The following is a 14041-nucleotide window of genomic DNA, read 5'->3' as shown; positions in this document are numbered from 1 at the left end:
GGGACGCGCCGGGGGCGCGATCCGGCCGTCGGCCCCGTCCGGCGCGGGCGGCGCCCGGCGGGGCGCGCACCCCGCCGGGGCGCCGTACCGGCCGCCGGGGCGCCCGCCGGGCCCCNGTCACACCGCCCGCCGTACCGCCGACCGGGGCGCCGTACCGGCCGCCCCGGCGCCGCGGCCGTCAGCGCGCGGCGGGCGGTGGCGGCGTGCCCCGGCCGACGCGGACGCGCCCGCCCTCGTACTCGGGGACCAGCTCCACCTGCACCTGGTGGGTCGTCTGGCGGTCCACCTGGCCGCCCAGTTCGGCCGTCACCACGCCGATGCGCAGCCCGCCGCGGCCGGAACCGGAGCGGTGCACCTGCACCGTGAACTCCAGGTTCACCCGCTCCACGCTGAACCCCAGCGCGCGGCCCTCCGCCTCGTCGCGGGCCTTCTCCAACTCCCCGCGGATCTGCCGCACCACCTCGGCCAACCCGACGAAGCCCTGTCCGTCCGCCATCGCGCAACCCCCTGCTCGCAGTCTCCGGATCGTCAGAAGTATGGGGTGGAAAGGGGCGCCGCGCGTATAGTTTCGCCCCATGGTGGCCGACGGGGGTATCAGTGCCGACCCTTCCTCGAAGACCCCGCCCTGGGCGGTCCGCATCCGGTGGGGGAACGGCGAGATCGCGGGCGCCGGCGTCCTGCTGAGCCCCGACCGCGTCCTCACCTGCGCCCACGTCGTCGCCCCCGGCGCGCACGTCACCGCCGAGTTCGTCGGCGCCCCCGGCCGCGACGTTCCCGCCGTCACCGCCTGGGTCGACGAGGATGCCCACGTCCCCGAGACCCGCGACGCGGACGGCGACCCCAGCGGCGACGTGGCCCTCCTGCGGCTCGAACGCCCCCGGCCCGCCCACGAGGCGGTCTTCCTCCACCGGCTCTCCGCGCCGAACCGCACGGTCCGCATGTACGGCTTCCCCCACGAGCACAACGGCGGCATCTGGTTCCGCGCCACCATCATCGGCGGCTGCGGACGCGACGGGCAGGTCCAGCTCGGCCCGCAGACCCCGGGCGAGCTGGCCAGCCCCGGCTGCAGCGGCGCCGGTGTCGTCGACGACCTGACCGGAGCGGTCATCGGCATCGTCCTCACCGGCATGCAGGACCGGCACGGCAACGCGTTCTCGTTCATGAGCCCCGCCGAGACCATCGTCCAGCACCTGCCGCGGGTCGCCGAGTGGACCCGCGGGCGCACCGCCGTCGACGACCGGCTCCGCTCCCGCGTCGTCGGCGGGCCGCCCGCCCGCGACCTCGACGAGCCGTTCGCCCAGCGCCTCGCCGCCTGGTTCCGCGGCGACGGGGCGCAGGTGAAGATCAGCCTCGTGCGCCCCGGGGACCACACCCGCGCCGCGACCCTGCGCCGCGCCATCACCCTCGCCGACCGCGAGTTACGCACCGCCGCCTCGGTCGGCCGGGCCTCCCACGACCCGCCGGGCACCGTCCCCTCGGCCGGCGGGCACGACCTGGCCCTCGACGTCACCGGCGTCACCGCCGCCGAGACCGCCGAACGCGTCGCGGAACGCATGGGCCTGTGGCAGCACCCCGCCGACCCGGCCGTCGAGCGGATCAGGACCGGGGGCGTCGCCCTCACCCTCGTCGTCGTCGGCGTCGACCGGGCCGTCGACCCGCCCGCCCTCCTCGACCTCCTCACCGTCCTCGCGGAAGGCGGCAGCCGCCTCCTCCTCGTCTTCCACGAGACCGGCCCCTGCTACGAACGCGCCCGCTCCGACCTGCTCGTCCGGCCCGCCCGGGAGCGCCGCGACCGCCTCCTCGCCCGGCTCGGGGAGATCACCGGACCGCTCGCCGCGTCCCTCGGCGAGGCCATGGCGGCCGTACGGACCGACGATCCCGACTCCGTCCACGACGCCCTCTACCGGGCCGGCGGCGCCCTGCACCTCCTGGCCGGCGCCGAGCCGCCCGCCGCGCCCGGCGAGGGCCCCGACCTGGCCGCCTTCGAGCGGCTCGCCGACCGGCTGGACGCCCGCCTCCGCGCCGCCGCCGAGCGCCTCGACGCCCTGCGCCGCCGCCGCGGCGAACTCGCCGGCCGGCTCGACGCCTACCACGCCCTCCACCGGAGCCTCACCGAGGGCGCCGAGGACCTGGAGACCGACAGCCTCTACCGGCACGCCCACCGGCTGCTGCGCGCCCGCCCCTGCGACGTGCCCGCCGCCGAGGAGGCCGTCGACGGGTACGTCCGCCTCGTCGAGCGGGCCGACCGCTCCGGACGCGCACGGGACCCGCGGGAACGAGGAGGTGCCGCACCCTCATGACGACATCCACCGCCACCCCCTGCATCCGGCCGGGCTGCACCGGCACGGTCATGACCACCGGTTTCTGCAACACCTGCCACCGCCTGCCCCCGGCCGACCCGACCGCCGCCACCGCCGCCGCCACCGCCTCCGCCACCGGCGCGTCGGGNNCCGGCGGCTCCGGTTCCGCCGAGCGGCGTCCGACGCCCGCCGGGCCGGCCCCGCTCGACCGCGACGGACTGGTCCTCCTCCCGCACATCGACGCCCCCGACCCCGGTGTCGCCGCGGCCACCACCGCCCGCCCACCCACCGGCGGACGCCGCTGCGGCTTCGGGAACTGCACCGGCACCATCGGCGTCGCCTACGACGGCGGCCCCGCCCCCGACCGCGGCTTCTGCCCCCAGTGCGGCCGGCCCTACTCGTTCGAGCCCCGCCTCCGCCCGGGCGACACCGTCGGCGGCCACTACCGCGTCCTCGGCTACCTCGCCGCCGGCGGCATGGGCTGGGTCTACCTCGCCGAGGACACCGAGGTCCCCGACCACCTCGTCGTCCTCAAGGGCCTGATCAACACCAGCGACGCCGTGGCCCGCCGCTCCGCGGTCGAGGAGCGCCGCTCCCTCACCACGCTCCACCACCGGGACATCGTCCGCATCATCACCCACGTCCAGCACCGGGCGCCCGGCGACGACGAGCCGATCGGCTACATCGTCATGGAGTACGTCGCCGGCCGCTCCCTCGCCTGGATCCGCTACGCCTCCGACGAGGAGCTGACGGAGGTCTTCGGCCGGCCCTTCGGGATCGACCACGTCCTCACCTACGGCTGCAAGATCCTCGGCGCCCTGGAGTACCTCCACGACCAGGGCCTGCTGTACTGCGACATGAAACCCGACAACGTCATCCACTACGGCCGTGACATCAAGGTCATCGACCTCGGGGCCATCCGCCGCGTCGACGACCACGCCTCCGGCCTGGTCTACACCCGGGACTACGCCCCGCCGAAGGAGGAGCGCGACCGGCGCGGCTTCCACGTCGACACCGACCTGTACACCGTCGGCCGCACCCTCCAGGCCCTCGCCGCCNGCGCCGCCCCCGCCCCCGGGCTCGCCGCCCGCTCCTTCGAGGCGCTCGTCCGCCGCGCCACCCACTCCGAGTCGGCCGCGCGGTTCGCCTCGGCCGCCGAGATGTCCCGCCAGCTGTGGGAGGTGCTGCGCGAACACCAGGCCCTGACCTGGCACGAGCCCTACCCGGAGCGCTCCACCCGGTTCGCGCCCACCGCGGCGCTGTTCGGCTCCGCCCTCGGCACGGTCCCGGACCCCGCCCACTGGGCGGGCGCGGCCCCGGACGGCCCGCGCACCCTCCCCGTGGGGGCGCCGGACCCCCGGGAGGTCGCGCGGGGCCTGCCCGTCCCCGTCCCCGACCCGGACGACCCGGCCGCCGTCCTCCTCGGCGGACTCGCCGCCGGCAGCCCCGAGCGCGTCGCCGAACGGGCCGCGCACGACCCGGCGTTCGGCACGGCCGAGACCGCCCTGTGGCTGTGCCGCGCCTACGCGGACCGGGGCGCGCACGACGAGGCCGAGCGGTGGCTGGCCACCGCCGGACGGCTGGGCGCGGGCGCGTACGACTGGCGGATCCCCTGGCACCGCGGACTGCTGCGCCTGGCGGAGGGCCAGGTCAAGCCGGCCGAGGAGGAGTTCGCCGCGGTCTACGCGGCGCTGCCCGGGGAGTGGGCGCCCAAGCTGGCGCTCGGCTACTGCGCCGAGCACCTCGACGCCGACGAGCAGCGGACGCGGGACTACTACGAGGCGGTCTGGCAGCGCGACCGCACGCAGGGCAGCGCGGCGTTCGGCCTGGTGCGGGTCCACCTGCGGCGGGGCGACCGGCGGGGGGCCGTCGCCGTCCTCGACGCGGTGCCCACCACCTCCCGCCACCACGACGCGGCCCGCGTCGCCGCCGTCCGCGTGCTCGCCGGCCGCCTGCCGGGCGGCGGCCCCACCGCGGCGGACCTGTGGGAGGCGGCCGAGCGGCTCGCGGAGCCGGCCCGCACCGGCGAGGACGACGCGGCCCGGGACCGCCTCGTCACCGAGGTGCGGGAGAACGCGCTCGCCTGCCGGCCGCCCGCCGGATGGGGCATCGGCTTCCCCGCCGGGGAGGTGTTCGGCCCGCGGGACGACGTCCCGGCGCTGAGCCGCCTGCTCTCCCGCTCCCTGCGGACCCTGGCCGACCAGACGCGCGACGGCGCCCTCCGCGGCGCCCTGCTGGACCGGTCGTACGCGGTCCTCCCGCCGCCCCGGCGGTGGTTCCCACCGGTCGGGAGGCGCGGCGGGAGACGGGGCTGAGGGACCGGTGGACGGGCGCGACGGACGGGAAGGCCGCCAGGGGCGGACGCGGGTGACGAGCGACGAGGGGGACACGAGGCACATGGCACCGGAAAGCACCCGGAGCGGCGCGGCGGGCGCGTCGGCCGGCCTGGAGACCAGCCAGTGGAAGTACCTGTCCGCGGAGGCCCGCGACCGGGAGATGCACGTCGTCCTGACCGTCCGGGTGGACGGGGTGGGAGGCGCGGCGGGCGGGCCGGGAGGCGCCCCGCTGCTCGCCGAGGTCCTGGTCGTCGACTGCTCCAGCTCGATGACCTGGCCGCAGGAGAAGTTCCGCGCCGCCCGCCAGGCCGCCGCCGCCGCGGTCCGGATGCTGCCGGCCGGCACCCCCTTCGCCGTCGTCCAGGGCACCGAGGGCGCCGCCATGGCCTACCCGGCGGCCGAGCGGATGGCCGTCTCGTCCGACGAGCACCGCCGGCGGGCCCACTCCGCCCTCCACGCCCTCGCGGCCGGCGGGGGCACCTGCATCGGCGCCTGGCTCGACCTCGCCGGCCGGCTCCTCACCGAGCAGGACGCGCCCATCGGCCACGTCCTGCTCCTGACGGACGGCAGGAACCAGCACGACGAGGAGATGCCGCTCGACGCCGTGCTCGACGCCTGCGAGGGCCGGTTCGTCTGCGACGCCTGGGGCATCGGCGACGGATGGGATGCCCGTGAACTGCTGCGGATCACCCGCCGGCTGCACGGCTCCGCGCACGCCGTGCGGGAGGAGGCCGAGCTGCCCGGCGAGTACGAGAAGCTGACCGCGCGGCTCCTCGCCAAGACCGTCCCCGAACTGGCCATCGAGGTCGCGCCCGTACCGGGCACCACGGTCCGCTACCTCAAGCAGGTCTTCCCCACGGAGGTCGACCTGGAGCCCGCCGTCCTGCCCGGACCCGGCGGCACGCACCGCTACACCACCCGCGCCTGGGGCGAGGAGACCCGCCGGTACCACCTGTGCCTCTCCGCCGACCCCGCCGGCCGCCCCCGCCACGAGGACCTGCAACTGGCCGTCGTCTCCCTCACCGCGCCCACCGCCGGCCACGGCCTGCGCCTGCCGCCCCCGCGCCCCTGCGTCGTCCACTGGACGGAGGACCCGGCGCTCTCCCGCCACACCGACGCCCAGGTCGCCCACTTCCAGCTGTACGGGCAGCTCGGCCGGGCCGTCGCCGCCGCGGCCGACGCCCACCGCAGGGGTGACCGCGAGGAGGCCGAGCACCACCTCGGCCGCGGCGTCCGGCTCGCTCACACCGTCGGCGCGGCCCGGCCGCTCGCCGACTTCGAACGGCTGGTGGAGGTCGTGGACGCCGCCGCCGGACGGGTCCGGCTCCGCCCCGACCTGAACCCCGTCGACTTCCAGCACCTGATCACCGCCAGCAGCCACAGCACCTACGGCCCCGGCGCGGACGACGATCCGCCGGGCGGTCCCGGCGGGGCGCCCACCGCCATCGTCCCGTGCCCCGAGTGCGCCGGGCGGGTCCCGGCCGACGCCCGGTTCTGCCCCCGCTGCGGCCACCCCCTCCGGGAGCGGCCATGAGCACCACCGCGAAGGACCTGCGCGTCCGGCTGTCCCTGCTGCTCGCCCTGGGACTGGCCACGACGCTCGTCGTGTTCGGCGCCTTCCGGGCCGTCCACCACGACGCGGCCCGGCTCGCCTCCTCCAGCGCCCCCGGCGTCCTCGCCGTCGACACCGCCAGGTCCGCCCTCCTCCTGGCCCGCGAGTCCGTGCCCGAGGCCGGGCTGGAGGACGCCGGCACCGGCGCGTTCCACACCCGTGTCTCCGTCGCCCACCAGGCGCTCGCCCTGGCGGCCTCCGAGAACGTCACCGGTCTCGCCGGCCGCCGCACCCTGCAGACCGTCACCGGACTGATCGCCGTCTACTCCGGCTGGGTCGAGCAGGCGGGCCGCGAACCCGGCGGCTCCCCGCTGCGCACCGCCTACCTGCACTACGCCAACCGCGTCCTCGAAGCCCCCGACACCGACGAGGACATCATGGGCCGTCTCGCCGAACTGCGCGCGCAGCAACTGGCCGTGGCCGAGGAGCAGGCCACGGCCGAATGGCCGCTGGCCCTGGCCTGGGCGGTCGCCGGCGTGCTGTTCACCGCCCTGTGCGCCGCCCTGTGGGAGGTGCACCTCTTCACCCGCCGCCGCTTCCGACGCCCGGCCGACCCGCCGCTGTCGGCCGCGGCGGCGCTGTGGCTCGCGGGCGCCGCGGTCCTGGCATGGCTCACCCATCGCACGCTCGCCGGCACCCGGGCCGCGCTGCGCGAACTGGGGACCGCCCCGGCCGGCGACGGCATCGCGGCGGCGGGGGCACGCATCGCGCGGCACCTGGCCGACGCGGACGCGCGGGCCGCGGTGGCCGACTGGATACCGGTGGGAGGAGCGGCCCTGGTGGCCCTGACCGTGAGCGGCCTGCTGCCGCGCATCGCCGAGTACCGCGTCAGGACGCGCCGATGACCGGCCGCCGGCGCACGTACACCGCCGTGGCGCTCTGCCTGGCGCTGCTCGCCGCCTGCGCGGTCGCGGGAGTGGAGTGGTGGTCGCGCCGCTGGGAGGGCTCCGTCACGCTGCTGGGCAACTGGACCGGCGGCGACGAGGAGCGGTTCCGCCGCGACGTGCTCGCCCCCTTCGAGCGGAAGCACCGCATCCGCGTCGTGTACCAGGGGAGTTCCGCCGAGAGCCAGGTGCTCGCCGCCGACGTGGCGTCCGGCACGCCCCCCGACGTGGTCGTCATGCCCGGACCGGGCGAACTCGCGGAGTACGCGGCCCAGGGCCGGCTCGAACCCCTGGACGGCCTGTTCGACCCCGGCCACTACGACCCGGTGTGGGCGCCCGAACTGGCCGGCGGCGTCCACTGGGTGCCCGTGAAGGCCGACCTGAAGAGCATGGTGTGGCACCCCGGCGCCCTCCCCGAGGCCGAGGTCGCCCGCATCGCCCGCGACCCGGGGGAGTGGTGCCTGGCGATGGAGTCCGGCGCCACCTCCGGCTGGCCGGGCACCGACTGGGTGGAGGACGTCCTGCTCCAGCGGGCCGGCCGGGACACGTACCAGAAGTGGGCGACCGGCCGCCTCCCCTGGACCCACCCGGCCGTGCGCGACGCGTGGACCACCTGGGGCGACCTCGTCGGCGCGGGCGACCGGCGGCGCACCGGGCGGATGCTCCTCGCCCCCTACCAGGACCCGTGGAGCGGCGAGGACCCCGCCTGCGCGGACCAGCGGCTGGAGCACCAGGCGGCGTTCGTCCGCTCCGGCTCGCACTGGACCGCGGCGCACGGCCGCTACGTCCACGCCGGGGCGGTGATCCCCGGCGCCCGCCGGGACGTGACGGCGTGGGAGGTGTCCGGCGACCTGGCGGCCATGCTGCGCGACACCCCCGAGGCGCGGGCGCTGATCCGCCACCTCGCCGACCCCGGCACGGCCCAGCTCGGCTTCACCGCCAACCGGGCCGTCCCCGCCGGCAGGTACGACGCCGACCCGATGGCCGCCCGCATCGACGCGACCCTGCGCGGACGCGGCACGATGCGCTGCTGGGACGCCTCCGACGCGATGCCCCCGGCGATGCGCGACGCCTTCCAGCGGGCGGCGCTGCGGTTCCTGACCGACCCCGGGGAGCTGTCCGCGCAACTCGCGACGCTGGAGGAGGTCCGCGTGCGGCACCGGGACGCGGCGTGGCTGCCGTCGGTGTGCGGCAGCGGCGGCTGAGCCCGGCCCGCCGGCCCTCAGCGCGCCCCGAGGGCCCGCCGCAGCGCCTCCCCGGCGAGGCCGACGGCCGCGTCGTGCGTGGCGCGGGCGAGCCTCGCCGGGTGGATCGGCCCGCCCTGCGCGAGGTGCCGGTCGTACGGCAACACCAGCACCGTCACGCCCGGTTCCCGCAGGTGCGCGACGGCCGCCTTCGCGTCGAGGGTCATGTCGGGGGCGTTGGACGTCAGCACCACGACGGTGCTGTCGATCGCCCGGCGGTGCGGCAGCCCGCCCAGCCAGTCCAGCACGACCCGGGTGCCGCCCACGCCCTCCGCGGTGCGCGGCGCGACGATCACCCGGGCGTGCGCCGTGTCCATCGCCGTCCGGGCGACCTCGCCGGGCAGCGTCTCGCAGTCCACCACGGTCACCGCGAAGTGCCGGCGCAGCGCCAGCGACACCGTCCGGTACGTCGGCACGTCCAACGGTGGTCCGACGCGCCCCTGGCTCGCCGGGAGCAGCCAGCCGCCGTCGGTGACGGGGACGAGGTACCCGGTGATGTCGTTCAGGTCCATCCGGGGCGTCAGGATGCGCGCCAGCTCGGGGCAGGACCACCGCACGGACGGGGCGCCCATCCGCACGGCGAGCGTGCCCAGCGCGGCGTCGGCCTCCAGGGTCAGCACCGGGTCGGGCCGGTAGCGGGTGAACGTACGGCCCAGGAGCGCGGCGACCGTCGACTTGCCGACCCCGCCGCGGATCGACGTCACGGCGATGACCCGCCCGCTGGGCACGGGCAGCCGGACCTCCCGCCCGGCGCGGCCCTCCTCCACCACCTGCCGGCTGACGGCCGGCGCGAGCCCGCGCAGCGACCGCCCGGCCCGCCGCGCCGCCGAGTCGCCGTGCTGGGGCCGCCCCAGGGCGGAGGAGAGCCGCGGGTCGACGGTGGGCACGGATTCGGGCGCGGGCAGGGGGACGTACGGCCTGCGCATCAGGTGGTCGCCGTGAGTCATGCCGTACTCCTAAGCGGGGGTGCCGGGGACACCGGTGGCGAGCGGGGGCAGCGCGCGGGAACCGGCGGCCCGNGGCGGGCCGCCGCTCTTCCGCGGCCGCGCGTGCCACCGGGCGCCCGGGGCACGNACGGGCGCGCCCGGCGGCGCGACGGCGGCCGTCCCGGCGGCCCCGCACGTACGGCGCCCCCGCCCGGCTTCCGTCCCCGCCCGCGCCGCGGCGGCCCCCACTGCACTCACGCGTTCGAACCTACCACCGGCCACCACCCGCACGGGGTACGGAAGAAGCCGCCCCCGGACGACCCCGGCGACGGCGGGACGCCCTCAAGTCGGGGGAATGCAAGGGGNNTGGGGCGGAGGAGTGCCGGGCGGGCGCACCGGCGTCACCGCCCCACGCGGCGACCGGTCCGTCCCGCCGCCGCTCGGTCAGGGAGCGACCGCGCGTACGAGGAGCGTCCCGATGTGCCCCGCGTGAGGCGCGTCGAGGACCCGCGCGTCGGCCGTGGCGAACCCGGCGCGGGTCAGCAGGCGCTCCCAGACGGCCGGTCGATAGCTGTAGCGATAGGTGAACATCGCCTTTCCGGCGAAGCCCCCCTTGTACATGCCCTGCGGCCCGTACGCGCCGGGGATGGCCGGCGGCTGCGAGAACACGAAGACACCACCGGGCCCGAGCCTCCGGCGGACGAGGGGGAAGAGACGGCCCGGGTCGGTGAACCAGGCCGCTCCGAAGATCGAGTAGACGGCGTCGTACACCTCCTCGTGCCCGCTCAGGTACTCCAGGACCTCGGCGCACACGAACTCCGCGCCGGTGCCGCGCCATTTCGCGGTGGTCTTCTCGACCATGACGGGGGACAGGTCGACGCCCCGGGCGGCGATGCCGCGCTGCGCGAGGTGGACGAGGGCCCGGCCGGTCCCGCAGCCGATCTCCAGGACGCGGCGCGGGTCGCCCAGCAGCTCCGGGCCGGGCCCGTGACCGGCGTACTGCGTCCAGCAGAAGCCCGGCTCGGCGTCGTCCTTGAAGGCGGAGGCGGCGAAGGTGTCCCACAGCTCCGTCTCGGCGGCGATGTCGTGTCGTGCGGGCAAGGCGATTCCTCGTTCACAAGGGCCGGCCCCCGTCCTTCGGGGGACCGGGGCCGGCGCGGGGGTGTTCAGTGGCTGTCAGGGACCTTGTCGTCACACGGTGAGCAGTCCGTGCCGTCGATCGCCCACAGCTCCTCGTCGACATCGAAGCCGATGGACCTCAGGAAGTCCGCCGTACGCAGGCACAGGCCGTCCCGCCGGCGCTCGACGAACGGGGCGTGGTGCTTGTAGCGGCCCTCGTTGTACACGTCGCAGAGGGCCCACCACACCGGTGTGTCGAGGATGAGCTGATGGACGCCGATGTCGACGAGCTTACCGACCCCAAGGTGGACCTCCGGGTGCTCCATGCAGCCGATGGTGTACATGACGGCGTTGCCGAGGACGCGCTCGGCCATGTCGCGGACCATCGTGTGATCGCGCAGCAGCAGGGCCACCTCGCGATCCCAGAGGGTCATGCCGCCGTCCAGCACGTTGACCGGCAGGTGCCTGACGTGGGGCTGGACGGCGTTCAGCAGTTCCTTCGGGTCCCGCGTGCGGGTGCCGGTGAGCTGGTCGAGCGTGACGGTCATGGACTGCTCCTTCGCAGGCGGGTCGTGCTGTTCCGGTGCGAGCCCCCTCCGCCCGTCGGCCCGCCCAGGGGCCGGACATGCGGCGCGGACGACGCGCGGGTCCCGCCCCGGCGAGGACGACCGGGTGACCCGACGGGGGCGGGGTGCTCGGGGGCGGTGGGCCGGTACCGGTGCCCCGGCCACGAACACGACGGTACGAAAAGGGAGTTGCCGGACGCCATGGAGGTTGCGCGGAGTTGCTCGGACCCTTGGTGAGGTTGCGCGAGGTTGCCGATTCGAGGCGGCCGAAGCCCGGGTCCGGACCCCGGCCTTGTGGAAGCCTGGGGGCCGGTCCCCCGGAGGAAGGACGTGACCATGGCCCGACGACTGCGTTTCAACGGCACGGGCAGCGGTGTCAACGGATGCCCGTCGATCCACGAAGACCTCGACACGGGCGAGATCGTCGTGCACGGCCCGGCTCTCACCGACCCGGACGACATCGCCCGGCTTCGGCACCTGAACGAGGGCGAGGTGCCCATCATGGTGCCGCGCGAGCTGCTGGTCGACTTCGGCCCGAAAGAGGCCGTCCGCGTGCCCGACACCATCGCGCTGGACGAGTTCGACCGGCTCTTCACGCAGTTCGCGTACACGGCCTGGCGCCTGGAGACGCGTCGCCGCTACGCGTCGGACGAGCTCACCGACACCTACGCCCAGTTCGTGCGCGGTGAGCCCGTCGACTGGGAGGGGGCCGACGCGGAATGGTGCGCGGAGCGCCGCGAGCAGGCGGGGCTCGGCAAGCGGTTCGAGCGTGTCCGCGTCGTCGACAGCCCGCCGACGATCGGCCAGCTCTATCTGCTCGACAACGCGCGTCGCAACAGCGCCGTAGGGGAGAAGATCCACAACCTGTGGCGAGAGGACGCCGACCGCCTCGGTCTGCCCGCCGAGGATTTCTGGATCTTCGACTCCCGGCTGGTCGCACTCCTCGACTTCGACGACGCCGACAACCTGGTCGGCGTCGAGTTGATCACGGAACCCGCCGCGGTGCTGCGGTACGCCATGGTGCGTGACGCGGCGCTGCACCATGCCGTTCCCTACCAGGAGTTCGCGGCACGGCTGACCGCGAAGGAGGACTGAGGCAGGTGTGTACCGGTGAGCACGGACTACCAGCAGGCGCGGGAAGCGCTCGGAGTACGGTTGCGCGAACTCCGGCTCTCCGCCCCCGGAGGCCGGCTCACCGGTTCCGGGCTCGCCGAGCGGTGCGCGTGGAACAAGTCCAAGGTCAGCAGACTGGAGAACGGCAAACAGACTCCAACGCCCGATGACCTGCGCAAATGGGCCGAGGCAACCGGTCAGCCGGAGGCGTACGACGAACTGGTCGCATGCCTGAAGGGCTTCGAGTCCCACGTCAGGTCATGGCGACGCCAGTTGGCCTCGGGGCACAGGGCGGTCCAGGACACCCACCTGAACGCTCATGCCGACGCCTCGGTCTTCCGCGGCTGGGAATCCTCCATGATCTTCGGGATCCTCCAGACCCCGGACTACGCCCGGTCGGTCTTCACGAGATACGCGGAACTCCAGCGGTCGCCACACGACACCGAGCAGGCGGTCCGGTCCCGCATGAAGAGGCAGGAGGCGCTGTACGACTCCTCGAAGCGCTTCCACCTCCTCCTGTGGGAAGCCGCCCTCCACGCCTTGATCTGCCCACCGTCGGTGCTTGCGGCCCAGCTTGACCGTCTCGCGGGAGCCATCGGCCTGGACACGGTCGAGCTGGGGATCGTCCCGCTGTCCTCCCCGCTCAAGATCCCCCCGGCCACCGCCTTCTGGATCTACGACGACCGCCAGGTGATCGTAGAGAACTGGCACGCGGAGTTGTGGATCGACGACGAGGCGAGCGTCGGCACGTACCTGCGGACCTGGAGAACCCTGCGCGAATCCGCCGTGTACGGCGCCGACGCCCAGAACCGCATCAGTGCGGCGAGGCGAGCGCTGAGTCCCCGCTGAAGCCCCTGCCCGACGGACGGACGCCTCCGGCCGATCCCGACGGCTCGCGCCGGTGGTGCCGAACGCTCCCGCACCATCCGGCCAGACAGGACGAGTGGCCGGGAGCCGGCCGTCCACGCGAGGGCCGGCGGAGCGACGGGCTTCCTCGGCCGGGAGGCCGCCGTCTCCGGAAAGCCCGGGTGTCCGGGTGACGGGCACCGCGCGGTTCGGACAGCGTGCGCGGTGCCCGCCGCGAACCCGGTACCGGCCCGGCCCAAGCCCGGTTTCCAGGCCCGCTCCCGCACCCGGCGACCGGCACCGGGTGCGGCACCGGTCGCCGGTCCTAGGCTTCGCCCTCCGCCTTGCGGACCTGCTCCTCCAGCTCGCCCTTGTTCATCGAGGACCGCCCCTCGACGCCCAGCTCGCGTGCCTTGGCGTACAGTTCCTCGCGCGTGATCCCCTCGCCACTCCGGCCGCCGCCGGAGGAGCCGGAGGCGCCACCGTTCCCGCCGAGCGCCTTGCCCGCGATCTCCTCGGACCGCTGCCCGGCGAACCGCAGCCCGAGTTCGCGCAGTTCCTCGGAGTCCAGGGCCTCGCCGAGCGAGACGAGCAGCTCCTGCTCCTCCTCCTCGACGTGGTGGCGCACGGCGTCGATCCACTTCTCCAGCCCCTGGTCGAACTCCTCGCTCTCCCAGTCCATCTCCAGCAGGCGCTTGCCCAGCTGCTCCGCCTCGTGGTGCTCCTCGGTGGCGTGCCGGGTCTCCTCCTTCTCCCCGGCCTGCTTCACGAGCACCGGGTAGACGTGCTCCTCCTCGGCTCGGCTGTGCGCCTCCAGCATGGCCACGGCGAGCGGCAGCGCCAGCGGCCGCGAATCCCTGTCCTTCTGCATCATCTCCAGGAGACGATCCAGCTCGCGGTGGTCGGTCTTGATCATTTCGATGACGTCATCGGCCATGGCGGACCCCTTCGCATTCGACGCCCCAACGTGCCGAACCTCGCGTTTCCCCGGAGCCCCGAAAGATGCACCGCCAAAGGATTCTCCCCCGAACGGCCCCGCGCNCNGCCCNCNCCGGGNNNGCCCCCCGCCGCCCCGGCGGGGGCGGGGCGCGGGGC

Annotated in this window: 12 protein-coding genes and 1 pseudogene; 8 read left to right on the top strand and 5 right to left on the bottom strand. The window is 75.5% G+C overall.

The window, feature by feature from the left end:
- Window positions 1-178: 178 nt before the first annotated feature.
- Entirely contained in the window at window positions 179-496 is a 318-nt protein-coding gene (locus MW084_RS02585) for a trypco2 family protein (protein ID WP_010468635.1), read from the bottom strand.
- 79 nt (window positions 497-575) lie between these two features.
- On the opposite strand from MW084_RS02585, the gene MW084_RS02580 reads away from it, so the two are divergent.
- The 6 genes and pseudogenes from MW084_RS02580 to MW084_RS02555 all read left to right on the top strand — a co-directional run bounded on the left by MW084_RS02580 (window position 576) and on the right by MW084_RS02555 (window position 8337).
- A complete protein-coding gene (locus MW084_RS02580; RefSeq protein ID WP_010468636.1) occupies window positions 576-2300 on the top strand; it encodes a trypsin-like peptidase domain-containing protein in 1725 nt (574 codons plus the stop codon).
- 218 nt (window positions 2301-2518) lie between these two features.
- A pseudogene (locus MW084_RS02575) lies at window positions 2519-3358 on the top strand (protein kinase domain-containing protein); the annotation flags it as partial.
- Window position 3359: 1 nt separating this feature from the next.
- A partial coding sequence (locus tag MW084_RS02570) for a tetratricopeptide repeat protein (protein ID WP_275563449.1) occupies window positions 3360-4615 on the top strand: 1256 nt, incomplete at its 5' end.
- Between the two features lie 82 nt (window positions 4616-4697).
- Window positions 4698-6170 (top strand): VWA domain-containing protein, encoded by a 1473-nt coding sequence (locus MW084_RS02565; protein ID WP_050986717.1) that lies wholly within the window; start codon window positions 4698-4700, stop codon window positions 6168-6170.
- On the top strand, window positions 6167-7093 hold the full coding sequence (locus MW084_RS02560; protein WP_010468643.1) for a hypothetical protein: 927 nt from the start codon (window positions 6167-6169) through the stop codon (window positions 7091-7093). The genes MW084_RS02565 and MW084_RS02560 overlap by 4 nt, the downstream gene beginning before the upstream one ends.
- Window positions 7090-8337 (top strand): ABC transporter substrate-binding protein, encoded by a 1248-nt coding sequence (locus MW084_RS02555; protein WP_010468644.1) that lies wholly within the window; start codon window positions 7090-7092, stop codon window positions 8335-8337. Before MW084_RS02560 ends, MW084_RS02555 begins: the two co-directional genes overlap by 4 nt.
- 17 nt (window positions 8338-8354) lie before the next feature.
- Here the strand turns inward: MW084_RS02555 and MW084_RS02550 are convergent, their stop codons facing one another.
- The 3 genes from MW084_RS02550 to MW084_RS02540 all read right to left on the bottom strand — a co-directional run bounded on the left by MW084_RS02550 (window position 8355) and on the right by MW084_RS02540 (window position 10969).
- Window positions 8355-9323 carry a CpaE/TadZ family protein gene (locus MW084_RS02550; protein ID WP_010468646.1) on the bottom strand — a complete coding sequence of 323 codons (969 nt, stop codon included), beginning with the start codon at window positions 9321-9323 and terminating at the stop codon, window positions 8355-8357.
- 423 nt (window positions 9324-9746) lie between these two features.
- Window positions 9747-10403: a class I SAM-dependent DNA methyltransferase gene (locus MW084_RS02545; protein WP_010468648.1), complete on the bottom strand. Its 657-nt coding sequence runs from the start codon at window positions 10401-10403 to the stop codon at window positions 9747-9749.
- Between the two features lie 65 nt (window positions 10404-10468).
- Window positions 10469-10969: a hypothetical protein gene (locus MW084_RS02540; RefSeq protein WP_010468650.1), complete on the bottom strand. Its 501-nt coding sequence runs from the start codon at window positions 10967-10969 to the stop codon at window positions 10469-10471.
- 354 nt (window positions 10970-11323) lie between these two features.
- Here MW084_RS02540 and MW084_RS02535 point away from each other — a divergent pair, with 354 nt between their 5' ends.
- Both MW084_RS02535 and MW084_RS02530 read left to right on the top strand, forming a co-directional pair.
- Window positions 11324-12082 (top strand): DUF6879 family protein, encoded by a 759-nt coding sequence (locus tag MW084_RS02535; protein ID WP_029553294.1) that lies wholly within the window; start codon window positions 11324-11326, stop codon window positions 12080-12082.
- Window positions 12083-12097: 15 nt separating this feature from the next.
- On the top strand, window positions 12098-12949 hold the full coding sequence (locus MW084_RS02530) for a helix-turn-helix domain-containing protein (protein ID WP_010468652.1): 852 nt from the start codon (window positions 12098-12100) through the stop codon (window positions 12947-12949).
- 322 nt (window positions 12950-13271) lie between these two features.
- On the opposite strand, the gene MW084_RS02525 is transcribed toward MW084_RS02530, so the two are convergent.
- Window positions 13272-13883 (bottom strand): hemerythrin domain-containing protein, encoded by a 612-nt coding sequence (locus MW084_RS02525; protein WP_010468653.1) that lies wholly within the window; start codon window positions 13881-13883, stop codon window positions 13272-13274.
- Window positions 13884-14041: the final 158 nt, after the last annotated feature.

The organism is Streptomyces sudanensis (assembly GCF_023614315.1).
In the GTDB taxonomy this organism is placed as follows: domain Bacteria; phylum Actinomycetota; class Actinomycetes; order Streptomycetales; family Streptomycetaceae; genus Streptomyces; species Streptomyces sudanensis.
This window is presented reverse-complemented; position numbering and strand designations above follow the sequence as displayed.